Annotated in this window: 25 protein-coding genes, 1 tRNA gene and 2 pseudogenes; 14 read left to right on the top strand and 14 right to left on the bottom strand. The window is 67.8% G+C overall.

The genetic code is table 11. The annotated features are described in order from the left end of the window. Positions 1 to 39: 39 nt before the first annotated feature. Both IW248_RS13090 and IW248_RS13085 read left to right on the top strand, forming a co-directional pair. Positions 40 to 363 carry a hypothetical protein gene (locus IW248_RS13090; RefSeq protein ID WP_196927221.1) on the top strand — a complete coding sequence of 108 codons (324 nt, stop codon included), beginning with the start codon at positions 40 to 42 and terminating at the stop codon, positions 361 to 363. Between the two features lie 468 nt (positions 364 to 831). After that, on the top strand, positions 832 to 1,788 hold the full coding sequence (locus IW248_RS13085) for a tyrosine-type recombinase/integrase (RefSeq protein WP_196930170.1): 957 nt from the start codon (positions 832 to 834) through the stop codon (positions 1,786 to 1,788). Between the two features lie 401 nt (positions 1,789 to 2,189). Here the strand turns inward: IW248_RS13085 and IW248_RS13080 are convergent, their stop codons facing one another. The 6 genes from IW248_RS13080 to IW248_RS13055 all read right to left on the bottom strand — a co-directional run bounded on the left by IW248_RS13080 (position 2,190) and on the right by IW248_RS13055 (position 6,796). Beyond that, the gene (locus IW248_RS13080; RefSeq protein WP_196927220.1) at positions 2,190 to 2,756 is read right to left on the bottom strand and encodes a hypothetical protein; all 567 of its coding nucleotides are present in this window, start codon (positions 2,754 to 2,756) and stop codon (positions 2,190 to 2,192) included. Between the two features lie 230 nt (positions 2,757 to 2,986). Beyond that, entirely contained in the window at positions 2,987 to 3,484 is a 498-nt protein-coding gene (locus IW248_RS13075) for a hypothetical protein (protein ID WP_196927219.1), read from the bottom strand. Positions 3,485 to 3,960: 476 nt separating this feature from the next. Next, positions 3,961 to 4,947 (bottom strand): tyrosine-type recombinase/integrase, encoded by a 987-nt coding sequence (locus tag IW248_RS13070; protein WP_231396298.1) that lies wholly within the window; start codon positions 4,945 to 4,947, stop codon positions 3,961 to 3,963. Between the two features lie 91 nt (positions 4,948 to 5,038). Continuing rightward, complete coding sequence (locus tag IW248_RS13065; RefSeq protein WP_196927218.1) at positions 5,039 to 5,617, bottom strand: XF1762 family protein; 579 nt, start codon at positions 5,615 to 5,617, stop codon at positions 5,039 to 5,041. Further along, positions 5,610 to 6,347 (bottom strand): hypothetical protein, encoded by a 738-nt coding sequence (locus IW248_RS13060; protein ID WP_196927217.1) that lies wholly within the window; start codon positions 6,345 to 6,347, stop codon positions 5,610 to 5,612. The genes IW248_RS13065 and IW248_RS13060 overlap by 8 nt, the downstream gene beginning before the upstream one ends. A gap of 260 nt (positions 6,348 to 6,607) precedes the next feature. Next, on the bottom strand, positions 6,608 to 6,796 hold the full coding sequence (locus tag IW248_RS13055; RefSeq protein WP_196927216.1) for a hypothetical protein: 189 nt from the start codon (positions 6,794 to 6,796) through the stop codon (positions 6,608 to 6,610). 162 nt (positions 6,797 to 6,958) lie between these two features. Between IW248_RS13055 and IW248_RS33510 the strand changes: the two genes are divergently transcribed. From IW248_RS33510 to IW248_RS13030, 5 genes are all read left to right on the top strand, one after another. Next, positions 6,959 to 8,389 carry a S8 family serine peptidase gene (locus tag IW248_RS33510; RefSeq protein WP_196927215.1) on the top strand — a complete coding sequence of 477 codons (1,431 nt, stop codon included), beginning with the start codon at positions 6,959 to 6,961 and terminating at the stop codon, positions 8,387 to 8,389. Between the two features lie 33 nt (positions 8,390 to 8,422). After that, complete coding sequence (locus tag IW248_RS13045) at positions 8,423 to 9,016, top strand: hypothetical protein (RefSeq protein WP_196927214.1); 594 nt, start codon at positions 8,423 to 8,425, stop codon at positions 9,014 to 9,016. 1 nt (position 9,017) lies between these two features. After that, positions 9,018 to 10,376: a WXG100 family type VII secretion target gene (locus IW248_RS13040; RefSeq protein ID WP_196927213.1), complete on the top strand. Its 1,359-nt coding sequence runs from the start codon at positions 9,018 to 9,020 to the stop codon at positions 10,374 to 10,376. Positions 10,377 to 10,737: 361 nt separating this feature from the next. Continuing rightward, on the top strand, positions 10,738 to 12,315 hold the full coding sequence (locus tag IW248_RS13035; RefSeq protein WP_231397154.1) for a hypothetical protein: 1,578 nt from the start codon (positions 10,738 to 10,740) through the stop codon (positions 12,313 to 12,315). Further along, entirely contained in the window at positions 12,312 to 12,680 is a 369-nt protein-coding gene (locus tag IW248_RS13030; protein ID WP_196927212.1) for a hypothetical protein, read from the top strand. Before IW248_RS13035 ends, IW248_RS13030 begins: the two co-directional genes overlap by 4 nt. A gap of 169 nt (positions 12,681 to 12,849) precedes the next feature. On the opposite strand, the gene IW248_RS13025 is transcribed toward IW248_RS13030, so the two are convergent. Continuing rightward, positions 12,850 to 13,392, bottom strand: a complete 543-nt coding sequence (locus IW248_RS13025; RefSeq protein ID WP_307787928.1) for an HAD domain-containing protein — start codon at positions 13,390 to 13,392, stop codon at positions 12,850 to 12,852. A 52-nt stretch (positions 13,393 to 13,444) separates the two neighbouring features. Between IW248_RS13025 and IW248_RS13020 the strand changes: the two genes are divergently transcribed. Continuing rightward, positions 13,445 to 14,062, top strand: coding sequence for a hypothetical protein (locus IW248_RS13020; protein WP_196927210.1), 618 nt, complete (start codon positions 13,445 to 13,447; stop codon positions 14,060 to 14,062). Between the two features lie 377 nt (positions 14,063 to 14,439). On the opposite strand, the gene IW248_RS13015 is transcribed toward IW248_RS13020, so the two are convergent. Beyond that, positions 14,440 to 14,697, bottom strand: a complete 258-nt coding sequence (locus IW248_RS13015) for a transcriptional regulator (RefSeq protein ID WP_196927209.1) — start codon at positions 14,695 to 14,697, stop codon at positions 14,440 to 14,442. A 275-nt stretch (positions 14,698 to 14,972) separates the two neighbouring features. Here IW248_RS13015 and IW248_RS13010 point away from each other — a divergent pair, with 275 nt between their 5' ends. Further along, positions 14,973 to 15,392: a hypothetical protein gene (locus IW248_RS13010; RefSeq protein ID WP_231396297.1), complete on the top strand. Its 420-nt coding sequence runs from the start codon at positions 14,973 to 14,975 to the stop codon at positions 15,390 to 15,392. 12 nt (positions 15,393 to 15,404) lie between these two features. On the opposite strand, the gene IW248_RS13005 is transcribed toward IW248_RS13010, so the two are convergent. From IW248_RS13005 to IW248_RS12995, 3 genes are read right to left on the bottom strand one after another with little or no spacing between them, the layout of a single operon-like run. Next, the gene (locus IW248_RS13005; protein WP_196927208.1) at positions 15,405 to 16,154 is read right to left on the bottom strand and encodes a DEAD/DEAH box helicase family protein; all 750 of its coding nucleotides are present in this window, start codon (positions 16,152 to 16,154) and stop codon (positions 15,405 to 15,407) included. 41 nt (positions 16,155 to 16,195) lie between these two features. After that, positions 16,196 to 16,513 carry a hypothetical protein gene (locus tag IW248_RS13000; RefSeq protein ID WP_196927207.1) on the bottom strand — a complete coding sequence of 106 codons (318 nt, stop codon included), beginning with the start codon at positions 16,511 to 16,513 and terminating at the stop codon, positions 16,196 to 16,198. A 9-nt stretch (positions 16,514 to 16,522) separates the two neighbouring features. After that, positions 16,523 to 17,206 (bottom strand): hypothetical protein, encoded by a 684-nt coding sequence (locus tag IW248_RS12995; protein ID WP_196927206.1) that lies wholly within the window; start codon positions 17,204 to 17,206, stop codon positions 16,523 to 16,525. A gap of 262 nt (positions 17,207 to 17,468) precedes the next feature. On the opposite strand from IW248_RS12995, the pseudogene IW248_RS12990 reads away from it, so the two are divergent. The 3 genes and pseudogenes from IW248_RS12990 to IW248_RS12980 all read left to right on the top strand — a co-directional run. Then, positions 17,469 to 17,921: pseudogene (locus tag IW248_RS12990) on the top strand (type VI secretion protein); the annotation flags it as partial. A 329-nt stretch (positions 17,922 to 18,250) separates the two neighbouring features. Then, positions 18,251 to 18,856 (top strand): hypothetical protein, encoded by a 606-nt coding sequence (locus IW248_RS12985; RefSeq protein WP_307788374.1) that lies wholly within the window; start codon positions 18,251 to 18,253, stop codon positions 18,854 to 18,856. A 198-nt stretch (positions 18,857 to 19,054) separates the two neighbouring features. Beyond that, the gene (locus IW248_RS12980; protein ID WP_307787926.1) at positions 19,055 to 19,561 is read left to right on the top strand and encodes a hypothetical protein; all 507 of its coding nucleotides are present in this window, start codon (positions 19,055 to 19,057) and stop codon (positions 19,559 to 19,561) included. 197 nt (positions 19,562 to 19,758) lie between these two features. On the opposite strand, the pseudogene IW248_RS12975 reads toward IW248_RS12980, so the two are convergent. Both IW248_RS12975 and IW248_RS12965 read right to left on the bottom strand, forming a co-directional pair. Next, a pseudogene (locus IW248_RS12975) lies at positions 19,759 to 19,968 on the bottom strand (IS630 family transposase); the annotation flags it as partial. A 284-nt stretch (positions 19,969 to 20,252) separates the two neighbouring features. After that, positions 20,253 to 20,528: a hypothetical protein gene (locus IW248_RS12965; RefSeq protein ID WP_196927203.1), complete on the bottom strand. Its 276-nt coding sequence runs from the start codon at positions 20,526 to 20,528 to the stop codon at positions 20,253 to 20,255. A gap of 94 nt (positions 20,529 to 20,622) precedes the next feature. Here IW248_RS12965 and IW248_RS12960 point away from each other — a divergent pair. After that, positions 20,623 to 20,751 (top strand) — tRNA-OTHER (locus IW248_RS12960). A gap of 55 nt (positions 20,752 to 20,806) precedes the next feature. Beyond that, positions 20,807 to 22,966: a TerD family protein gene (locus IW248_RS12955; RefSeq protein WP_196927202.1), complete on the top strand. Its 2,160-nt coding sequence runs from the start codon at positions 20,807 to 20,809 to the stop codon at positions 22,964 to 22,966. Between the two features lie 363 nt (positions 22,967 to 23,329). Here the strand turns inward: IW248_RS12955 and IW248_RS12950 are convergent, their stop codons facing one another. Continuing rightward, positions 23,330 to 24,193, bottom strand: coding sequence for a pentapeptide repeat-containing protein (locus IW248_RS12950; RefSeq protein WP_196927201.1), 864 nt, complete (start codon positions 24,191 to 24,193; stop codon positions 23,330 to 23,332). Positions 24,194 to 24,258: the final 65 nt, after the last annotated feature.

Genomic DNA, 24,258 nt, shown 5'->3' with positions numbered 1-24,258 from the left:
CAAACCACCGGCCGCAGGCGTTTCGGGCATCACGACCGGTTGGGCGCGCTCTTCCATACTGAAGGTGTGCATGGTTCGCTCCTGCAACTGATTGAGCGCCTGGCCGAGCTGCCGGACGACGCGACCCTCTACGCGGCTCGTCCGTGGTCACCTGAGTCGGACGCTGTTGCCGCGATCGAGGGGCCAGGCGGTGAGTCACCCACCGAACTCCCGCATCTCCTTGAGGTCGAACTTGCGCGTGAGGCGGTCGACGTGTGGTCGGAATGGAGGAAGGGCCGCAGGCCCACTGCCGGCAATGCCTGCGCGGCCGTCATTCACTACGCCACCCACGATGCGTACATGCCGATGAACATCGACACATGACCGGAGCCTCCTCCGCCGCGCTGCCCGTGCCCGTTGCGTGCCCCATGGAGCGGGAGCCGAGGGTCAACGGCGGTCAGCTCCTGACGAGCCAGCAAGCCTGGCGGTCCAGGTCACGCCAGATCACTGCCGGGCGGGATGAGGCCGTGACCACAGTTTCCAAACCGTGCGCTGCGGTCATCCAGCGTGTCGGCGTCCCGGGGACCATGTAGGGACCACACGGCCTGCGCGATGGCGCGCGGTACAACGTTGACCGCACGGCCTGATCTTGGGGATAGCGTGTGCCGCGTGCGTGGACGTGTGGCGAAGCGTCCTGGGGGTCAAGGGGTCGTCGGTTCGAATCCGGCCGTCCCGACAGCGAGAGGGTTTCCACAGGTCAGAGCCTGTGGGAACCCTCTTTTTCGTGTTCATGGTGGTTCGTCGAGGTCGAGTACGCCGCTTATCGACCCCTTGACTCGACGGGTGACCGACATGGCTCTACTGGACCTGAACAAGCTCACCACCGACCTGTCCTCGACCTGGGCGGGATACCTCCGGGACTGGGACCGGACGCTGCGGGCGGGCAACTACCCGGAGACGACCCGGTACAACTACCTCCTCGCCGCGGCGCAACTAGCCCGATACCTGGCCGAGCACTCGCCCGACCCCGATGCCGCCGACGCCGCGGAGGACCCCACCGAGGTGACCCGGGGACACGCGGAGGCGTTTCAGGCATGGATGATCGAAACCCGGTCCGCGTCGACCGCGCTGAACAAGCACAAAGGTCTGCAGCAGTTCTTCAAATGGCTGCTGACTGAGGAGGACATCGACCGCTCTCCAATGGATCGGGTCCGACAGCCCAAGACGCCACAGAAGCTGATCCCGATCATCCGGGACGAGGACACGAAGAAGCTCCTCGACGCCTGTAAGGGCAAGACCTTTCCGCACCTGCGCGACGAGGCGATCATTCGCCTGTACTACAACACCGGAGCGCGTCTGTCGGAGGTCGGCAACCTGCTGCTCGATGACGTTGACCTGAACACGGAGTCGGTGCATTACCACGGCAAGGGGGCCAAGGACCGCCGGGTGCGATTCGGACCGAAGACGGCACGGGCCATCAGCCGCTACCTCCGCGCGCGAGGCAAGCACAAGGGCTCGGAGCTGCCGGATCTGTGGCTCGCCGACCGCGGTGGGCGGAGGTTGGCGGCCAACGGCATCAAGATTCGTCTGAAGCGGTTGGGCCTCGCCGCCGGCGTTGCGAATGTGCACGCCCACCGCTGGCGGCACAACTTCGCCCACGAGTGGAAGCGTGCCGGCGGGAACACCGGTGACCTGATGCTGCTGTTGGGCTGGACCTCGGAGGATATGCCTCGCCACTACGGCGCGAGCGCGGCGGCCGAACGGGCCCAGGAGATTCAGGTGCAACTGGGCATCGGGGAAGGGGTGTAGCGCGGGCAACACGGTCGGTCGATTCGAGTGCCGGCTTGGCCGACCGTGTTGCTCTCGTCGTCGACCGGTGATCCGAGTCGGGGCGGGCTGGGGTTGGCGTACTGGCTCCGGTGCAGGTTCCGTTACGACTGGCCGTACAGAGCTTCGTTGGAGTAGCCGGCCTACCGCTGATCGGCAGTTCGTGACGCCAGTGGTAGGACCGGTCGTAGTACCGATTGGTGACGTCGCGTAAACCGGTGGCCAGGCAGCGACGCGCAGCTCGGCGTTCGGATCTGCCGAGTTGGGTGCACTCGACCATCCTGGCGACAGTGCGTCTGCGCAGTCACCGTCGCCGCCGTTACTCACGCACCCTCGTCGCCCGACACGGCGACTGACTGCTCGGCCGGCCGGTATGTCTTCCCCTAATCTGGAAGGTGGGTCACATCTCGCGGGTGGTAGCCCGCTGCGGCCTCGCCGATGATTCGCTGAGGGGGATGGAGCCGCACTCGTCTCCACTGCAGCCCGCTAGAGTCCACGAACTGCGCGTCTATGGATAGTCCGCCGAGTGGCGGTTCGATCTGCTCCGGAGGCCACGGGATCACTTCAGGGAGTTCCCACCAGCCGTCCTGCTTAGCGTGTGGTTCCAGGACATACTTGGCTTTGTGATACCGTCCTCGATCAAATGCTCCTTTAGGATAAACGCGGACGAGTACGGCCATGACGGGGGCCTCACTATGGTTTTGAACGACCCACTTGACAGCGGTTAATGCCCGACCCTGCTCTCCCTTAAATTCTGCACCGTGCAGCCTCGGAATGATTAACCGCGCTTGCGCCGCTTGATCGTCGGCCTTCTCCTCCCGGCGGACCGCTATTTCATGGCGCAGCAGTAAACCTGTAAAGATGAGTGCACCGGTCGAAACGAGCAGGCCGAGAATACTGCCCCAACCTTGCATCCAGTCGGTGATCGTCGGAGAGTCCGCAGCCAGCATGACCTACAAGGTAGGCCACGGGAACCACTCCGTCGCGAGGGCTGTCTCTCAAGATCGAGTCCACTCTCTTGCCGCCGCTCGTGCGCTGCGGAGGATGTCACGGGCTGGTCGCGCCGGCCGGCGTTAAGGGGAGTGTCGGTCATCGATACGGTCCGGCCGTGCTTTCTGGCGCTACGCGCCTGTTCATCACATCTTCGGAGGGGTGTCTCGGCCCGTACGTGGGGTCGCTTTCAGGTGGCAGGATGATGCCACTCCTTGATCCGGCGCACGGGAATATCGCCGGCAGACGGCCAGAGCTGCACCCGCCATCTGTCTCCGGGGGTGATCGAGCCGGGCCAGCCTCGGTTGACGAACCCCTGGCCTGATATTCGTGCGGCATACCGACCGCTCGGCACCTCGAAGTCGGCGACGGCGTCTGTGGGGCTGAAGTAGCGAAGCACGTCATCGACCACCAGGAGGTTGGCCTCGAAGACCTCCTCCCAATCCTCATGATCATCGAGCGGCCGATCGTCCCACAGCTCCAGACGGAACGGCATCTCGAAGTTGTTCTGGTGAGGGGAGATGACGATGACCCCGTGGTCGTCTGCCGCGACGCCTGAGCCGTTGATCGCTTGTTCGAGCAGGGTCATGTAGTCGGCATCGGGTGATGGATTACCGCAAAGGCAGAACTGCCCGTAGTCGAGCCGAACGGCCCTCTCCTCGACCCGGCGTGATATTGGCGCGCTCACGTAGGGCATTCTGCCCGATCAGCCGTACAAGGCCACGGGTCCATTTTGGTCGAATCCACCTGTGCGTCCGCGATGCCTCGACTCAGCGTGACCGACGGCACCGCCTCCCGCGCGGCGATGGGGTCCGTGGACAGCCGTCCGGGGAGCCCTTTGCCATGCCGATCCTTGTACATCGCGGCGTACCTGCCTATGCACTCGGATTTGTACGCCGCCGGCGGGACTTTCGGGACCGTTCCGCCAGCTGCAACATGTACGCCGTCCTGGCGTGTCGTGCCATTTCCGCGCGTACATCTGGATCGAGCACCCCCTCGGGATCGACCTGTCGCTCGAAGCGATCGAGGAAGCCCTGCGTCCCAGCTGCCGTGCGAGCGCGGCGGTCGGTCGTTTTGGCCCAGGATGCGTGGGCGGCGATGCGTGCCCGGCGTCGACGCTGCTCCGGTGTCAGCCCCGTCGACCCGGCTTTCTGTTCTTCGGGTTCAGACACGCTCACCGATCCCGACAGGGGATTGGCTTTCCTGGGCGCGCTCGGCCGCTGCGCTCGCGCCGTAGTGCCGGGGCATGTCGTCTGAGGTCCAACCGAGCAGCAGCATCAGGTCGCCCGTGTCGCCGCCGGCGCGTTTCCACTCGTGGGCGAAGTTGTGCCGCCAGCGGTGGGCGTGGACGTTCGCGACGCCGGCGCGCTGGCCGCGACGTTTCAGCATGAGCTTGATGCCGTTGGCGGCGAGTGCCCGTGTGCCTCGGTCCGCGAGCCAGAGCTCGGCAAGGAGTGATCCTTTGTGCTGGGACCGCGTTCGGAGGTAGCGGCTCATGGCGCGAGCGGTCTTGGGTCCCAGCCGCACCCGGCGGTCCTTGGCGCCCTTGCCGTGGTAGCGGATAGTGTCTGTGTCGGCGAGGCTGACATCGTCAACATGAAGGTTGGCGACCTCGGACAGCCGCGCACCCGTGTTGTACAGCAGGCGGATGATCGCCTCGTCTCGCCGGTCGACGAACGCTCTGCCGCGACACGTATCCAGGATGCGTCGCGTGTCGTCGTCGCGCATGATTGGGATCAGCTTCTGCGGCGTCTTGGGCTGCCGAACGCGCTCCATCGGCGACCGATCGATCTCCTCCACGTCGAGCGCGAGCCACTCGAAGAACTGCTGCAGAGCTTTGTGCTTGTTCAGGGCGGTCGCGGGTGAGCGGGTCTCCACCATCCACGCCTGGAACTCCTCCACGTGTGCCCGGGCTACGGCAGTGGGATCGTGTGCTGCCTCTGCCGTGTCAGGTGCCGATTTCGCGCGGTCCTGCAAGTAGCGGGCCAGTTGTGCCGCGGCGAGCAGATAGTTGTAGCGGGTCGTCTCCGGATAGTTCCCGGACCGCAACGACCGATGCCAGTCCTCCAGGAAACCGCGCCACGGAGCGGGCAGACCAGCAAGCATCTTTCCTGCATCTATTGGCATGAGGTGACGCTCCAGGTCGAGCATTCGTCGAGGACCGGCCGCAGGGTGCCGATGGGCCCGTCGCGGTGGTGAAGCAACCGATCCGCCGGTACGTGCGCGGCCGCGGTATGGCCGGTCACCGTAGGCCCCGTCCCTCTCTGGCGCGCCGGGGAACGCGGTCAGCGGCTTCGGTTCGGGTGCGCCAGTCCTCAGTGGTGACCTGCCAGTGACTGCGGGTCCCGTCGCCGGTGCTGCGCGCCGCTCGGCGCCGGCCGAGCCGATTCCACCCTGGTGCGGAGGGCGCCTCGACGACGACCTTCCAACCCGCGGCCCGTAGGTCGGCGGCGGGCCTGTCGGTACGGGTGTAGGTGATCATGCGCTGGTAGCCCATGCGTCGGGCGACTCGCCACGCGGCGGCGAGCAGGACCGAGTACGCGTTGCGTGGCCCGTCGGTCACCAGGCGGGTGACTTCGGCGGTCAGGCCGTCGTCGTGGTGGCGGGCGTCGGGACGGCCGACCATTGCGACCCCGATGAGGTTGCCGGCGTGGTTGGTCAGTCCGAGGGAAAACGTGTGTCCCTGCGGTCGTTCGAGCTGCTGGTGGTGGGCGCTGATGTAGGCGCACGCCTGCCGGTAGCTGATCGGCCGTACCCGCGGACGGGCTGGGCGGCGACGCGACCGACGATAGTGGGCGGCAGGTTCCGGCTGGTCAGTCACGGCGGCCTGCTCGTACGACGAAGACCAGCAGGTGCAGGTGAGTCGGTGAGCCGTGCTGGCTGGCCACGGACCGTGCGGCGTCTGCGCTGTCCGCTGCCGTGCCTACGGGTGGAGTGATCGCGAGGACGTGCTGGAGGTAGCTCATCCCACCGGCGTGAGCCTCGGGGACAAGCCCGGCCAGGTGCACGACCTCGGTCGGCACCGGTTGGGTCGGACGCTGCTCGACGATGAGGACCGCGAAGCCGTCCGGGGTGATGACCAGGCGGAGAGCACGGAAGAGGTCGGCCACCGCACCGTCGACCGGCCTGGGTCGCGCGAGCGGCTGGGGTCGCGGCCAGCGCAGTACGACCAGGTCGACCTGCTCCATGGTGTCGAGGCCGGCCAGATCCGCAGCATGGGTGATTGGGCGGTAGGTGCGGCCCGCGGCAATGCTCTCGTCGCGAACGGTTGGGTCGCCGTCGAAGTCGACCACGGTCGCGCCGCGCCGGCTGTAAACGGCGATGATCCGACGCGCCAGCAGGCGACGAAAGGTGGACTCGCTGATCTCGCCAAGGGCGCCGCTGCGCCACACCGAGATCCAGATCGGCGAGCCACCGACGATGACGTCGACGTGAAGGAAGTCGCGGTGGTGGCCGAAGGTGGAGCTGTCGGCGTATGGGTCGGGTCTGCCGTCTCGGGACGATGGGTCCGGCCCGCTGGGATTCTCGGGTGTCGCGGAGGATCTGGTCATCGGTGGGTGGCTTCCACACCGGCTGGCCCGTGCTCACGACCACCAAGAGCGGTCGTGACGGCGGGTTTGCTGGGAGAGCAGCGCGTTGGCTACCCAACCGTTGGCCAACGGTTGGCCAACCTCCGGTCCGGCGGTGGTACCGGACTGCTGCGGCGGGTTGCCGACGAGTCTGGCGTGGATGGCGACCGTCGGATCACCTGCACGAGGTGTCGCGCCGGCTCAGCTGGTCACACAGGGTGGCGAGATCTTGACGCGTTGCGCTAGCGTCTCACCTGCGCCGCGGCCGGGTTGGTTGCGGCCATGCGGTGGAGGTTCGCGTCGCGGATCCGCCGCCACAAGAGACGGAAGGGCGTGAACGTGGTGTTCGAGGTCGGAGCAGCGACTACACCGCCGTCCGGGACGTCGGCAAGATCCTGAACGAGATTGGCGGCGCCGTCGGCGCTGCCCATGCAAAGAACGTCTCCACCGAGATGAGCAACGCCAACCAAGGTGCGGGGCTGAGAAAATCAGACGTGCGGCTTCGGTCCGGCTCGAGCCGGACCGAAGCCGCACGCGTAGCGAGTCGTCGAGGTTCGGGGAGTGCCGTGCGTACGGGTAGAGGTCGCCGATCGGTGCTGAGGTTCGCCGTCGCCGTGTCGATGATCGGCGCGGTGGTCGGGTCCGGGGTGGTGGGCGTGCCAGCTCCAGCGTCGGCGGCCGACACGGTACGCGGCCTGCAGTGGTATATCGACGCGCTGCAGATCCCGCGGGCCCACGAGATCACCAAGGGGCGTGGGGTGACGATCGCTGTCATCGACAGCGGCGTCGACGCGACGCATCCGGCGCTCGCCGGCCAACTGGCCGGCCGTCCCGGTGCTGCCCCGGCGGGATCTCCGCAAGGCCGGATCGACCGGGACACGAAGGAGGGCCACGGCACGTCGATGGCCGGCCTGATCGTCGGGCGGGGCGGCGACCGGAACCGGCAGCTCGGGATCGCGCCGGAGGCGAAGGTCCTGCCGATCGCGCTGAGCGGCAGCGAGGGCAACGCCTACGACGGTGAGGTGGCACGCGACATCCGTTGGGCCACCGACGCCGGAGCCGACGTGATCAGCCTGTCCATCGGCTTCGAGCAGCCCGCCAACGTCCGGATCGTCGAGGCGGTCCAGTACGCCCTGACCAAGAACGTCGTGCTCGTCGCGGCGACCGGCGCGGGCGGTCGAACGGTCAACTCTCCGGCCAACACACCCGGCGTGATTGCGGTCAATGCGACAACCCGATCGGGAGGCCTCGCCCGCTACTCGGTCGCCGGCCCTGAAGTGGTCCTCGCGGCCCCGGGCGACGACATCATCGCTCCCGTGCCGACGGCGGTGCAGGACAACGGTTACGCGGTTGCCTCGGGCACTAGTCAGGCGACCGCCATCCTCGCCGGTGTGGCCGCGCTGGTGCGGTCACGCTACCCGGACCTGGACGCGGCGAACGTGATCAATCGCCTTATCCGAACGGCCCGTGACGCGGGGGTGCCGGGTCGGGATCCGGAGTTCGGCTTCGGCGCCGTGGACGCGCTTGCCGCGCTGCAGCGCCCGGTGCCAGCCGTAGACGGCAACCCGCTGCTGGCTGCCGGCGCGCTGCCGGGTGAAGCGACGACCGCCCCGAAGGGCGAGCAGACCGAAGGGCCGGCTGTCGCCATCAAGGTTAAGAACAAGACCGGCATCGTGGTGGCGGGCGTGCTGTGCCTGGCCGTCGTCATCGGCGCGGCGGTGCTGGCCGTAGTCGTCGCCCGCCGCCGGCGCCGTCGCACCGCGCCGCCGGTCGGACCCGAACCGGGCCGAGCGCTGGTCGGTGGTCCGGGGTTCCCGCCGCCCGGATACGGGCACCCGGCCGTCCCGCCGCCCGGCTACGGTCCGCCGGGAGGTTCGCCACCCCCGCGGTCGGATTCTGCGCAGCATCCGCATCCACCTCAGCCCTCACCCCCGTTCCCTCCGCCCGCGTCGGGGCAGGCAGGTGGATCGGGGCAGCCCGGGACCGCGCCGCGCCAGGGCTTGGGCGGCCCGCACCAGCGCTGACACACCACCGACCGATCAACGGGGAGGACGGAGATGAGCGACGAGGGCAACAGCCCGCCGCAGGTGGAGGGCTGGATACGGGTGCCGCCCGGCGTCGCCGACGCGATGCTGGCGGGCAGCCCGTTGCGGCCCATTGCCACGGTGGCTGCGCATGGGCCGGCCGTGGGGTTCCGTCAGGATGACGTCCGCGCCGGCGCAGGATCGGCGCCGTCACAGCTCGTGGGCGGGCCCGGTCAGCGCGACGTCACCGAGTGGGAGGCGGACCGTCTGGAAGCGGCCGCCGACAACATCGAGCGCCACGCAAGCTACCTGCGCCGGCTCGCCGTCGACATGGAGGAGATCAAGGACCTGCTCGGCGGCGAAGCGGCACTGGCCAGCCCCGGCGGCGCGCTGGGCGGTTTTCCCAAAGGGCTGAGCCTTGCCGCCGCTCACCATGGTCTGCACCGGACCACCTCGGAGTCGCTGACAAGTCTCTCCAACGACCTGTACCGGGCGGCCGATGCGCTGCGCGAGGTCAAGCGTAAGTACGACACCGCCGAGGACGCGAACAAGATGTCAGCGCAGGAGATGCAGCGCGCCCTGAGGGCCGGCGGCCCCGCTCCGGGCAGCAGCGCGGAAGGAGTTTGACGTGAGCGCTCCGAGCTGGGAGGAAATGGCGCGGCAGGTGCTGGTCGCAGGCCGGCCGGCCGACATCACCAGCGCCGCGTTGGGCTGGCAGGCGCTGCTGGGCAACATCGAGGAGGTCAAACGCCTGGTGGACGCCGACGTCCTCGACCTCGGCGAGAGCTGGAAGGGCCCGGCGTATGACGCGTTTCGCACGCACATGGAAGCGCTGGCCAGGCAAGCCGAGACGATTGTGGACGGTGCCCGGGAGTCGGGCAGCGGTCAGCACAGCATCGTGACCGTGCTGCAAACCGCCGCGCAGGATCTGGAGCGTGCGCAGAACGCGATGCCGGTCCCACAGGGGTGCGTGGGTGACCTGGCGGCGGCCCGCAACGGTGCCATAGTCATCGACACGGGGCTGTTCGAGGCGAGCATCCGGGCCGACTTCGCGGGTAGTTGGCCGATGGAGAAGCTCGGCCAGCTCAACGACCGGATCGGCGAGTTCTTCAACAACAACACCGAGGACGCGCGCAAAGCCTACGACCAGGTCAGCGTCGACTACGCAGCCCGGGAGCGGGAGACCCCGGGCGGTGCTCTGTCGGAGAAGCGCACAGGCAGCGGCCCGAGCGGGGTGGACCTGGAAGGTCCGACGGACACCGGTGGTGCCGGCCAGGCGGCCAGCCTCGGTGGAGGGCCTTCAACCGGCGGTCTCGGCGGTGAACCTTCTCTGGGAACCGGTCACGTCAGCTCCGGCGGGGCAGGTTTCGGCTCGGGCACCCACCCGGACCTCTCCTCTGGCACTGGCGGCTACGACGGCAACGCCCCAAGCGGCAGCGGCAAGCCCTCGGGCGTCGGCAACGACCTCGGTGACGGCGCTCTGCCCGGCGAGTACACCAGTGGCCTGGCCGGCGCAGGCGCAGGTACGGGAACCCTCACCGGCGTGAACTCCGGGTTTGGTGCCGGCGGGGGCGTGCCCAGCGCGACCGGCCTGGGAGCCGGGGGCGGCGGCCTTGGTGGCACGGCAGGCCTGGGCGCGGCCGGTGCCCCCATTCCGGGCGGTGGTTCCCTGGGCCGCCCGGTCAGCCTCGGCATGTCGCCGATGACGGGTGGCGCGGCTGGTACCGGTGGTGCCGGGCGCGGTGCCAATGGTCCGTCCAGCAGGGGCGGTGCGGCGATGGGGCCTGGCATGGTCGGCGCGGGCGGCCGGGGTGGGTCCGGCAGCACGGGTGCCCGGGCGGTCGGCGGTGGCGTCCGGGGCGGCCTGACCGGGACGAACGGTGGGGCCGACGACGGCAACGAAGAGTCCCAACACGGCACCTGGCTCAGCGAAGACGACGACGTATGGGGCGCGGACGACGACGGCACGGACGGCGTGTTGCGCTGAGGCTCGCCATCGACCAGTGCTCCGCACGTTGACGGCAGCGGTCGTCTCTGGGGTCGTGCCCGACAATGATCGCGGCAGACCCATCCGGAGAACAGGGATACCGACGTGCCCGTCAGGTCAGCCCAACAGCGGGGGCGCCGTCACCCAACGACGGCGAGTTTCGGCCCAACGGCGGCTGACCCGCCTTCTCCGTACCTCGAAGGTCATTTATCTGGTTCGGGCCATGTCTGACGGTTGGTTGCCACCCGCTGCGGAGTCGCCGTGGGCTACGGGTGAATGCGGTCGCTCGGTCGGCTCATGGGCGACAGAATGGCTGCGATCATGGTGACCTGCGGTGGGAACGGGGGCGTCGGTGGACGCGATGTCGCTGGGCAAAGCGCTGCGGCGCTGGCTGCGAGCTATGTCTGCCAGCTCGAGCGAGTCGCCTGAACGTGACTACCTGCCTGAGCTGCCGGCCATCGAGTGGGCGCGGGCTGGCGGTGCCGATCGAAGCGTTAGCCCCGCAGAGTTCTCTGCCGTGTTGCTGACGGTGGCCCGCGACGGTGAGCCGGGCCTGCGGGCCGCGGCTGTGGATGCGTTTGGTTCCGCTGAGGCGCGGTGGTGCTTGGCGGTGGATGAAGCGCTGCGCGAGCGGTGGTGGTCGGCGACGCGCTGGTCGCGGAGCCTTGCGGCGGAGCTGGCTGACGGTGAGGTGGAGGTACTCCGCCTGGTCGTAGCCGGCTGCCACCGTGACGGGCGGATCCGCGAAGCGGCGGTCGTTCACCTGACGAAGCACGCGCACCCGGCTGCGCTGTCGGTGCTCGCGCTTCGGACCGCCGACTGGGTGGCCGAGGTACGCCAGCGGGCACGGGCGGCGGTGGATGGTCGGCTGTCGTCATCGCGGGGGTCGTTGACCCAGCTCACGGAGATGGCGTTCGCGCTGCGCGGTCGAGGTCAGGGCGCCTGGTTGGCCGAGCGCGTCGAAGGTGTCCTGCGGGACCTGCCATTGGACGACTTGGAGCCGTTGCTGGCGGCGCGGGATCGTCGGACCCGGCGGGCGGCGTACCGCGCCGCGACGGCCGGTGGCCTGTTGAGCGTGAGCCGGTTGATCACGGCCGCGATGAAGGATGACGACCTGCCGATCCGGTCCCTGTGTGCCCGAGGGGCCGTTCAGGCCGCGACGGACCCGGCTCAGTTGCGGGGGTTACTGGTCAGCCGTACTGCGTTGGTTCGGGCTGAGGCGCTGCAGGCCGTGACTGCGGTCGGGGATCTGGGTGCCGCTGAGGCGGCGTTGCCGGATCGGCATCCGCTGGTGCGGGCGATCGCTCAGGCCGGGCTGCGCCGCAGCGGCGCGGATCCGGCAGAGTTCTATCGCCTGCTTGCTGGACGGGAGCCGCCGGCGCCGGGGGTGATCGCCGGGCTGGGCGAGACCGGTGGCGTCGAGGATGCCGGCCTGGTTCGACGGTGGCTGGCGCATCCACGTTCGCGTGGTCGGGTCGAAGCGGTCCGAGCATTGCGTCGCCTCGGCGTGACCCGGCCAGCGGAACTGGTGCCACTGCTGCGCGACGAGTCTGGTGCGGTGACCCGCCAGATAGTGGCGGCCCTGCGACACGACCTCGGCGTCCTTGACCCGGAGATGCTCGAGGCCCTCCTCAGGCCGGGCAACGCGCCGCATGTCCGGTTCGCGGGCTACCGGCTACTGACCTTGGCCAACGCCTGGCAGCGGCTGGCCACCAACCTACGGCTGATCGATGATCCCGACGACCGGTTGCGCGCGGGTGCGCGGGCGGACATCAGCGCGTGGCTCAATCGGCAGGCGGCCACGACCTATCACGGGCCATCGGGCGATCGTGCCGCCGAACTCGACAAGCTGATCGAACGTGCCCGCCCGATCCTCGATGAGGACAAGGTCCGGCTGCTGCGGTTCCATGCCGGCCTGCCCCATCAGGCGGCGCTTTGACCGGCGACGACATGCCTCGCCCGCTCAGCGACGTCGAGCGGGACGTCGTCGTGCGGCTGCTGTCCGTGCCGTTCCCCGGGCGCGACGAGTTGCGTGCGCAGTTGCCGTTCGCCACTGTCGAGGGTCGGTGCGACTGCGGCTGCGTGACCGTTAACCTTGCTGTGGACCGCGCCGCAGCGCCGGCTCCGGTGTTGTCCGGTGCGCCAGTGTCGGCTGACATCAGCGACGACGAGTTCTACGCCGGCATTGTGCTGCTCGTCGATGGTGAGGGCTATCTGTGCTGCCTGGAGGTCTACTCCATCGGTGACGAACCCGTTCGGCGGCTTCCACCGGTCGAGCAGATCAACGCCCGTCCGCAGAGGTAAGCCTCAGCCTTCAGCTGGATGGAAGGCGCAGCAGCCGGACGCAGGATTAACCGCACGGTGTTGGGCTCATGTCGGACCAGCGGCGGCGGGCCCGGTATCTGGGTGAGCCTAGTGAGGCTCTCGACTTTGAGTCGTCGGTGTGTCGCGGCACCCAACTCTGGTTGGGGATTCAGGCCACGTCACGCGGCGGTGTGTCGTGAATCCTGTGTAGCCAGTCCATGAGTGCGGCGTAGTCAGCATCAGTGAGACCCTGACGGGGATCGACGCGATGAAGCAGGGCGTGTCTTGCGTGATGTGCTGACACCCAGGCTCGGTCGGTGTTCGTGATTTCGTCGTCGACCCAGGCGAAGGGGCGGCCTGCGGCCCAATCAACGAGGGCGCGGGTTTTCCAGTGCAGCCCGTTCCGCTCGTCCTGCTCGTCGGTGTCGGTCGGCTCCGGCCAGATCACCACCGGCAGCTGCGGCAGACCGATCCGTGGCGCGATGGTCTCGTTTGCGTCGTCCATCCATGTCGTGGCCCAGACCAGATCGCACCGTAGCGCCGTCAACCGGGGTCCGTGTTCGGGATTGATCCTGCCCAGCAGCGGATTCGAGCTGGTCTCTCGTGGTTCAGTGCCCGTATCGCAAGTGGGGTATTGCTGCGGTCCACCGAACGGAATGAGGGGTCCGTCAACATCGAGGAAGAGCAGCGGACGCTCTGCAGAGCCGGTCACGGCAGCACGATAGCGGTTCATCCTGGCCGGCCCGAAGCACTATCGTGCCGGCGTGATCAACGGTGATGGTGCTCGACTGGGCATGGAGGCGGCGCGTCGACTCGCGCAGAACGGGTGTTGTGAGATCGCGCCGGGCTTGACGGATGAGGAGTTCGATCGCATTGAGAGGACGTACGGCTTCGAGTTCGCCGATGACCATCGGGCGTTCCTTGCGGCGGGGCTGCCGCTGAACGTCCCGTTCGAGCCGGAGGAGGGCGTGTCCTATGCGTGGGAGAGGCCCTGGCCGGACTGGCGCAGCGGTGACCCCGGTGCCATTCGGGAGCGCCTGGAGTGGCCCGTGGAAGGGGTGCTCTTCGACGTGGAACACAACACGGTATGGCACGACACCTGGGGCGATCGGCCGGCAGGCCGCGATGAGGCGTTGGAGACCGCGCGGCTCAAGCTTGCGCAGGCGCCACGGCTGGTACCCGTCTACGGGCATCGGTTCCTGCCCGCCGGGCGTGGAACCGTCGGGCACCCAGTCCTCTCGATCGTCCAGACCGACATCATCTACTACGGCATGGACCTGGTCGACTACATCCATCAGGAGTTCGGCGGGCCGGGTATGGACAGGACAGATCAGCGCTGGAACCCGAGGGCGACGGTGGCGTTCTGGCGGGACTTCCTCTGATCCGTTCGGCGCGCCGGAGCAACCTCGACCCATGCCGCCGTCGTAGCCCTTCCGGTGTCCAACTGACCGCGCGCCAACTGTCGAGGCTCCCGACGGCTCGGTCAACGGGACGTGCCCGTACTGGACGGGGCCCCAAGGGCCGATCGCAGGCGTCCAACGCGACCTGCGGGCAGGGACAGCCATCAGTTCTGGCCTGTCGAAGGCCCGTTCCACCGCATCCACCCCTCCGGGCCTCGCTCCGGGTGATCGTTGACCTCCTGTAGATCGCTGGGCGGCTCGACACGCCAGTAGTGCGATCAGCAGATCCACGGAACGCATCGGTCCGATGCCGGTCACCTGCTCAGCTGCGTCAGGTCAGCAGGGTCCGGGAGTCATCGTCACCGTCTCCGCAGGAAGGCGTAGACGATCTTGTTGGAGGCGAATTCCGAGATGTTGACGAGGTCCCAGCCGAACTGGCCGAGGACCTCGGCGGCAGCAACCGCATCGCTGACCTTGTCGCCGCTGACGCCGTGATGGGAGACCACGGCCAAGAGACGATAGGGGTACGTCCGAAGATCGGCTTGGCCCTGCAGGACCGCTCGGGCGGTGACCATCCGGGTCCGGGCGATCTGCTCCGGGGTCTCTGCGGCGGTCATACCCGGCACCATAGTGGCTCGTCGCTCGGGCAGTTCGCCAGCGTCGCAGCCGGTATGTTCGGGACGTGTCTGCGTCGGCCGGTGTTACTCGACTTGTCGTGGCGCTCGTTGCGGTACTCGCCACTGCCGCCTGTGACGGTGCCTCGGCTCCGGAGGCTGCGCCGACCGCCGGGGCGGCCACGAGCAGCGTTGCCTCCACCGCACCTGCAGCCTCGGTCGGCCCTGTCTACCGCGCTCAAGACCTGGACCTGTGTAAGCGTACTGATCTTCGGCCGTTGGCGGAGCTGTCTTTGACGGTGGCCCGCACCGATCCGAAGCCACCGCTGGGGCAGCCGGGTGCGTCGTGTCTGTTCGAGATGCGGACGAAGGACGGGCACGAGGCGAACCTGCGGGTGGAGGCGTCCACGCCAGTCAGCGAGCAGGAGGCTCGGCTGCTCTACCGTGGCACGGCGCAGGTGACGGTGATGACTCCAGCCGGCGTCATCACCGGTGTGGGCGACGAGGCCGAGGCCTACACCAGGCGTTCCGAGCCCGGCTTCAAGTACGCCGAGTACATGGTCCGGGCGCGCACGGGCAACCTGGTGGTGAAGGTCTGGTTGGCCGTCGGCGGTGCTTCGTACGCCGCCACCGAAACGCTCGCGCCGAAGGCGCTGACGTTGCTCAAGGCCACCCAGGCGGCCGTACCCACGGTGTGATGTGCCCGTTGGTCATCCGCGGACGGCCTCGGGCCACCGCCCACCGGGTAGCTTCGAGTGGTCGCCGACCTGCGTGGCGATGTCCCGGATGTTGCCCAGCGCGTCGATGAAGCGTTGGCCGATGGTGAGCAGAACGTCCAGGCCGGCGGTGACGAGGTCTCCGACCGACTCGGCGAGGGTGGAGATGGCCCACGGTAGGTCGATGACGGTTGCCCCTTCGGCCGCGGCCTGCGCCAGTTTGCCGACCAGTCCCGTGACGATCTTCGCGAGTTCGACGGCGTAGTCGACGTTCGCCTTGGCGATCGTGAACAGCCACTGGCTGATGAACTCCGACTTGACGACGGACTCGTCGACCGCGGCCTTCTGCTTGAGTGCCTTGGCGTTGTAGGCACTCGCGGCGTCGCCGGTCCACTTGGGCAGGTTCTCGTTCGCCGGGTCGGTGGTGGCGGAAGAAAGATCGGAGACCGGGGTCTTCACGTCGTTGACCCAGCGGAAGCTGACCTCGATCAGCGAGAGCACCGGCAGTTGGTGCTCCAAGGCTTGCTCGACTCGGTCGAGGACGGCGTTCAGTGCCGTTTTGGTGCTGTCCAGGCTGTGCTTGATCCACAGGAGTGCTGCGGGTCCGAGGAGCCACTTCCACTGCTGGACGTGCTCGACGATCTCGTTGAACGTGGCGATCGCCGTGTCGATGCCGGCGCGGATGTGGTCGAACGCCTTGTTGAACGGTTCCCCGTACTCGAGATCAGTGGTGCCTGGCTGCATGGGGTGCTCCGTGCCCTCTCCGAACGTCGCGCGGTCGGTCGCTAGGCCTTGTAGATCTTGTTGAGGTCGAGTGAGACGACCTCGTCGGCCCGGTCGTACTCGTCGGCGATGTGCCGCAGGGCCTCGCCCACCTGTTCGAATTCCGTCACCGCCCCATTCAGAACGGCGACCATGAAGGTGTGGAAATCCCTGTATGCCAGTGAGTGGATGAGGACATTCGCGTCACCGATGAAGAAGGCTGATGGGTCGAGGTGCAGCTGCTCCGCAGCGACCTTGATGGCGGCGACCCGGTCCGACAGCATCAGCCACTTAGCTCCCTCATCACGTAGCGAATCGGTGATGACGTTCAGTTCAGCCATCTCACTACCTCACGATCCAGTCCGTCTGGCGCTGGCCAGCTCGAACGCGCGGAAGAGGGAACCGGCTTCGAACTGCAGCTGACCCGCGTCTGCCTGTGCGATCCGCCTGACGTCGCCGGTGATGCCGGTGATGCCGCCGCCGCGGATGTGCAACGTCAGACAGCCGTTCGGGCTCGACATGCTCGACTCGTCCGTCCGCTTGGGCAGGCGAGTCGCAGCGTCGAGCTCTGCGTCGAGGGCGGACAGCGTTCGCCAGGTGTCGCGCAGCCAGGTGTGCTCGTCGACGTCCCGCTCGGGGCTCCTGTCCAGCGGTTCCCGTTCCGGCGATGCAGGACCACTCTCCTCCGCCTGCAGACGAAGGAGAGCCGCCAGTTCGAGGGCAGCCTGCACGGCGTCGGCGTACGCCTCGAAGAGCGCATCGGCGAACCCGCTGGGGCCGACCCGGCTGCGCCAGTCACGAGCGATCGTGACAGCTGAGACCTCTCGCTGGGTGTCGACCACCACGCGGACGGAGCCGGTCTGGTCCGCCCCGGAGCGCTCCTCGGGTCGCACTTCACGTCCCGTCCCGCGCAGCGCACGATCGGCCTGCTCGCGCAAGGCGGAATCGTCGCCCAGGAAGTCCAGACTCGCCAGTTTAAGGCGTTCATGCCTGCTGCCCTGCTGCATTCGCCCCCCGGCTTCCTGCTCGGCCAACGCTTTCCGTGATGCGCCCGCCACGGCGAGGTAGGACCACGGTACGTGAATGACCAAGATCCGGGGGACCCCGGGCGCTGGGCTGGACGTCTCGCCATGGCGAGGACATTGTCGCGGCAGAGACGCCCCGGGGCCCGAGCCGATTTCCCACGGCGAAAGCCGGACGCACTCCGTTGGCAAGGTTTCTACCCAACGCCAGCCAACAGACTGTTGAGCTGTCGAAACGGACCCTGTTGGCGATCTCCGTGCGGGGTCCCGCCACAACGTTCTGAATCTGCCCGGCTCGGTGGACGACATGCTTGCCGAAGCGCGCGGCTACCGCCTGAGCCTGGTGCTGGCCCACCAGGACCTCGCTCAATTGCCACGACCCACCCAGCTCGCATTGAGCGCGAACGCCCGCAACAAGATCACCTTCAACGTGGCGCCCGAAGATGCGCACCAGATGGCCCGGCACATGTTCCCCGAACTGTCCGAACACGATCTGAGCCATCTGGACGCCTACCAGGCAGCCGCGAGGCTGGTCATCGGCAACCGGGAGACCGCGTCGTTCACCCTGCACACCCGGCCACCCCGCCCTGTGGTCGGCGCCGCCACGCACATCCGGGCCGCCTGTGCTGCTGCGAGCGGGAGTGCGACAGACCCGACCGCCATCGAGCAGCTCGCCAAGCGTCTCGCCGTCAGCGAACGGGGGAGTCCATCCCGCCGCAGCGAATGACGTCGGAGCCTCCTGCTCCATACACCGGAGTGGGTTCGCGCCCTGGTCGGCGGTCCGGCCCGGACATGGTCGTTGCGGGCAGCCTGCAAATCAGTCGCTGCTCACCCAACAGCGCAGCTAGGAGACCTACATGAGTCATGATCAACCGTCCCGACAGTCCCACCGGGGGACATCCTCCGATCGGGGGTGCCCCGCGACCCCCCGATTCCGATCCACCCACCGTCGCTCCACGACCACGCTTTCCGACGTCTCGGCCCGCCTTCGCCCTCGCGATCGGGTGATCGCGTTCCTTCGACCGGTTGCGGCAGCGGTGTAAGGCATTGGCCCTGGTGGAATGCATCATCGACGGCGGGGCCGCGTACTACGCCTACACCCGTGCCTGGGGCACGGATGAGGCGGCGCTGATGAGCAACGGCAGCGGCGACGAGTGGGCCGTCGTGTTCACCCCCGACGGCGTGTTCATCCGGGTCTTCGATCACGAGTCGGCGATGTCGCCCTACGGCGATCCAGACTACGAGCTGTGGCCGGGACTGCTCGACGGGCTGCCCACGGAGCTGCGTCCACAGATCGAGGAACCTGCCTTCTGCGACGAGGCCGGGCAGTTCATCGCTACCGCGGTCATATGGCGGCTGGCCGATGACGACCGCTGGCACGCCGGTGACGGAATCGCCTTTCCGCCACTTCGTGGGCCGTACGACGACACCGGACCGGACGGGTCCGCCATGCTCGAGATCCTGCTTGACGACATCGTTGACCGTTTCGTCGAGTTCGCCAGCTACTACTACGAGATCGAGGCGGATCGGGCGGCGGTCGAGCACGTCGTCGCCAACCGGCCGCTCACCGACCGCGTGCTACAGGTGCTGAACCCTCAACTCACCGTTGCTGAACTGAGGCAAGACATCGCCACGATTGGCTACCCGATTGCCGCTTCGTAGCAGCAGGTAGAGGCAGTTGCCCGTCGAACGACAGCGTACGTCTGCCATGGACAGGGACGCCTGGCGGAAGCAGATCGGCTATCGGGCCGGCAACTACTCGACGGCGCGGCGTCCAGACTCGTGAGCGTTCACTTCAGAGCCGGCCCATTAACTGGATGCTGGCGGGGCCAGGTCTGTCCGGGGAGACGTTCGAGGACAGTGCTCGATACGCTCATGCTCATGAAAACGTGCCGGCCTGTGGCGGCCGTTGCCTGCCTGGCCTTGCTGGTCATGTCGGGTTGCGGCTCCGGGCGGTCCACCACCCCAGCAGGCACCCCGACGACCTACACGTGTTGCGATGGCGAGGACGTGGACACGGTCTACCAGCCTGGCCAGGACATGACGGTTCACTGGATCGTCAAGCCGGGGACCGACCCCGCCGCGAATTCGACACAGGTCGAGCTGACTGCGCGTCTGACTGGCCCGTACGGGGACGTCAGTGAACTGAAGAGCGCTGCCGGGGGTACAGCTCGGCCTGCTCTGGGAGAGGTGACGTTCGAGGCCCAGCCGGTGCGGCCATCCGGTGCGGCGGGCGAACGACCGGTCAGCGTCATTCCCATCGCGAGGGACGCGCCGCCCGGTTCTTACAACCTGATCTTTGCCGTACGAGAGGATGGCGGAGTCATAGGCGGAGCGAGCGTCGTCCGCGTGGCCCCCAAAGCCTGAGCCCATCGGATACTCAGGCCGGGACAGCGTTGTTCTGCCGGATCGGCAGGGTGCGTCACGGGTCGTTGCGTTCGTCTCTCCTGTTGTTGCGGGCCACCGTCGCAGACGACTGCCCGTCGCGGGTTGCACTCGACTGCTGTTGCGCTACCGCCATCTAGCATCTAGTGCCGTGACCACGAACGTTGACGGTGTTGGGGTCAGGCTGCTCGGGTGGTGGGTTGGCCCCAGTGTCGTTGTCGTTCGCTGCGGATGCGGGCGCGTTCGCAGCGTTGGGCGGCCAGGATGTCGGGGCGGCGGGAGTTGGCGTTGCGCCACCGAAGGTAGGCCTGCAACCGCCGGGTCAACGCGGGGGGGTTGGGGTGGTTCGAGCCAGCGATGACGAAGGTGCCTAGCGGTCCGAACTGGGCTGCTTCCTGATCACTGAGCCGCCGCACGCGTACCGGTTCTGCCACCGCTACAGCCGGACCGCCCCGACACCGCCCGACCGACAGGCCGGACGGCGTGTCATCCAACACCGTGAACGTTCGTGGTCAGAGCACTAGGCAGGAGAGCAGGGACGAGTAATGGGTCGAGTTGGGCGAGGATTTGCTGCTGGCCGACGTAGATGCTGCGCGCATGGTCGATGCGTCCGGCGTCGCTGCCATAGCCGTTGTAGGTGCGGTGGTAGCAGCCCGAGGGGCTTCGCGGTCCTTCAGCCGCCCGTCCGGTCGGCGAGGCGGCGCAGTGCCGTTCCTGGCTGGGGGAAGGCGAGCCGCAGGGTGTGTGCGGTGAGTCGGATGCCCCACCAGGTGAGGGCGGCGAGGTAGCCAACGATGAGGGCGCCGGTGGTGTCAACGGTGATGACGAGGGCGTAGCCGATGGCGAGACCGGGTGCGGTGATGGCGCGGATCGTACGGCGGCGGCTGATGGTGAGGGCGGTGGCAATGCCGACGAGGGCTGCGCCGATGCTGCCAGCGCTTGCCGTCACCGCCAGGGAACGGCACGCTCATGTCCGCCGCAGCGGGCAGTGACTTCGAAACGGGATAGCCATGTCAGCCCAGTCGGTGCGATGATCGACATCTGGGTCGCTAGCTCAACTGGATAGAGCATTCGACTGAGTAGCGGGTCCGCTCTCCGCTTGCGCGGCGATGGGTGCGCTTCCTTCTCCTAGTTGGATCGAAGGGTTCGGGGTTCGAGTCCCCGGCGACCCACTATGCCGCGGCTGCGTGCCGGCAACGGCCGGAGTTGACCGGAACGGGGAACCACGTGCTCGAGAAGCTGATCATCCAGAAGGCCCTGCGCGTGCCGGCCAGCAAAGGCGCGGCCGGCGATGGCACGCCGGTGGCCCGGCAACTGGATGCGACACTGCTCGATGTCGGGTTTTCGGCGTCGCGGGCTCTGCTGGAACACATCGGCACCCTGGCCCCCGCTCCAGCGATGGACCTTGCCGCCATGGTCGTTTCGGCTGTGCGTGAACTGGTGGGCGATCATGTCCAGCACAACGCCTATTTCATCGGCTTCCCGGACGACGTGCCCGACACCGTTGACTTCTGGACGGACCGGCTTCGGGCGGCCGTACTCGCCGGCGGGGGCACAGCGACCGACGCGCAGCTGCGGGATGCCGTCGCCTCGGGCGGGGTGAACCTGCTCGATCTACCGGCCTACGGGGCCTACCAGCACACCTATGCCCAGCTATTGGCCGCGCATGACGACCTCATCACCGCTGCCGGTGACCGGGTGACCTTGCTGCGTCTCGGCGATACCGCCGACGTGGAGGCAGCGCGGCTCTATCTGACCCTGGCTGGTAGCTCGACGCCACTCGGTGAGGCTGACCTTGCGATCCTCAGCGAGCTTGCGGTCGCCTGCTTGGACGGCGCGCAGCCGGCCGAGATCCCGGTACGGGAGAACCGTGCCGTGCTCAACGGGATCCGGCTCGTCCTCGGCCGGACGCTGGTCGGCGTGGACACGACGACCGACGTGCTGCGCCTTGCCTGCCAGGTATCCGGCGGGGACGCCTCGCTCGAGACGCCCACGCGATTCCGCGCCTTCCGGCGCCCGGAGCGGCGGATGCTGCTTGCCGCCCTGAACAACGTCGTCGGTGCGAGTTCGGACAAGCTTGGTGACGTCGTGCGCTACGCGGAACGGTGGAAGCGGCTCGGGGAGCGGTTGCACCCGCATGAGTACGACCAGTGGCCGCACGCGCAGGAGGTGTTCGCGGTCGCGCGTGGCGAGCGGCGGGTACGCAACCTCGCCGGCCGAGCGGAGGCGGCGATCCGTGCCGGCGCTATCGGTCCGGCCGCCTCGGTACTGTCGGCGGCGCCGGGCCTGCTCCTGCGATCGGCGGACCGGCTGCTGCGGCTGGCGCCGGCGTCAGAGCGAACCGCTGTCGTCGACGCAGTCACCGGTGCGCTCGACTCGGCGTCGGGCCGAGTGCTGCTCTCGCTGCGGGAGCATGTCGACAACCGGCTGACGCCCGCGTCGGCCCGGATGTACGCGAGCCGCTCGCGCAACGCATGGGTCGGCCCCGACGAGCGGCCACCGCTGCCAGCCGAGCTGGTGGCCGAGCTGTCGTCGATGCTCGACGCCGAGATCAGCGCCCGACTGCCGAAGCAGGATCGGCCTCTGCTGGTGGACCCGGAGGTGCTCGACGTCGCACTGCCGCTGTCCGGCAAGGCGGCGGAGGGCGGCTTCGCGGTCCTGCCAAGGGGCTCGCGGGCGTCGGTGTCTGGTGAGCTGCTGCGCTTCTTCATGTACTGGCGCCAGGCGAGTCGTCGCACCGACTACGACCTGTCGGTGCTGCTGCTCGATGACGAGTTCCATGGTGCCGGCCAAGTGTCGTGGACGAACTACCGCCACAACGGCGTGGTGCATTCCGGCGACATCACCGACGCGGCAAACGGTGCAACCGAGTTCATCGACATGCCCATGACGATCGATGGTCGCTATGTCGTTCCGCAGGTATACATCTATACGGGTGAGTCGTTCGACGAGGTTGCCGAGTCGATGTTCGGCTACCAGACCCGCACGCAGGACCAGCTCGGGCCACCATTTGACGCACGGACGGTCCGGGCGCGTTCGCACCTGCGTGGCCAGGGTCGGATCGCGCTGCCGATGGTGTTCGCCAAGGGTGAGGGCGGCTGGCAGGCCGTGTGGCTGCACCTGTACCTGCGGGGTACGCCGTCATTCAACCGGGTGGAGGACAACAGTTTCACGACGGCCGACCGGGTACGAGCACTGATGGAGCGGCGTTACCTCACCTTGTCATACCTTGTCGACCGATGGCGCGCACGGGCCGAGGTGATGACGTGGGACGGTCGCCCACCGAACGAGCCGGTCACGTTTATCGGCATTCAGGCGCCCGAGGACCTGCCAGTCGGGTCGGAGGCATATACACTGGACCGACTCAGTGAGCTGATCCCTGAGTAGGTCTGCGACAGCCGAGGCCATGCAGGCGCTTCCTTCTATTCCCGTTCAACTCGGGAACCTCCGCGCAAGCGGAGGATGTGGTTATTCCAGCCCCTGCGCTTTCCTCGGCTCTCGCGGCGAGCCACTGGAATCCTGTGGCCGCATCCTCATGCGATCCGATCGTCGAAGCAGCGCAACGCTGCCTCGACGGCGCACTTCCTTCGGGCAGAAGTGGATGCTGCGGCGCTGGCGACTGTCGTCAAAGGTGCCGTGCTGGTCAACAAGCAGTGGTGACCCCGAGACGATGCGCCGGTCGCCTCTCGCGATCTTGGCAAATCGTCATGGCGCCCGAGGAGAACAGGCCCAGGCGATGTTGTGAGAGGGTCACCGAGTCGGCGACGGAGTAGGTCGAGCCACCCCGTGCGGCAACAGGGTTGCCGCGTCAACATTCGCGCCATCCAGGTTTGCATCGCGCAGGTTCGTGGTGCTCAGGTTCGCGCCGCGGAGGTCCACGTGGCGCAGGTCCGCACCACGCAGGTCCGCACCACGCAGGTCCGCCAGCTGCAGATCCGCGTTGATCAGGTTCGCGCCGATCAGGTTCGTGCCGCTCAGTTTCGCTTGTGGCAGGTCCGCGCCAATCAGGCCCGCGCCACTTAGATTAGCTTCTTGCAGGTTCGCGCCGCCGAGGTTCGCGTGGCGCAGGTCTGCCCCGCTCAGGTCCGCGCCGCTCAGGTCCGCCCTGAGCAGGTCAGCGCCAAACAGGGAGGTCCGGGCCAGGTGGGCCCCCGACAGCGCCACACCTGGTAAGCCCAGCAGAGTGTCGGCCAGGTCCAGGCGTTGGTTTTGGTTTGCGTTTGGATTGGGGCGTCGGGCCAGCACCGTGACGGCGGCCCGCACGTCGAGCGAGGACGTATTGACGTGTTCGGGCGTCTTGAGTGGGCTGGGGGCGTGGGTACGAATGAACGCGCACAGCACCTCGATCACGGTTGGCTCGTCGTCGGCGGAGTCCCGCATGACTCGTTCCAGGGCGTAGATGCCGCCGAGGCGGATGGACAACTTGTTCTCCCCTTCCTGGCCAAGCTGGTCGACGGCCTTGCCGAACCGGTCGCTGATCTGTCCCTGCTCGCTGAGGTGCATCTGCTGGCGAGTGGCGCTTGTGGCGTCGGCGGTGTAGTCCAGGGAGCGGGCGGTGAACAGCAGCGCGGCTACCGCGGTCAGCACGGTGACGCCCTGGAATACGGTGTGCACCAGTTCTCGCGTCGGGGCCCAGCGGGCGCCAATCTGTCCCGGCGCGCGGGAGGACATACGGAGCC

This window comes from Micromonospora ureilytica, assembly GCF_015751765.1.
Taxonomy (GTDB): domain Bacteria; phylum Actinomycetota; class Actinomycetes; order Mycobacteriales; family Micromonosporaceae; genus Micromonospora; species Micromonospora ureilytica.
The sequence above is the reverse complement of the archived record's forward strand: the minus strand, read 5'-3'. Positions and strand labels throughout refer to the sequence as shown.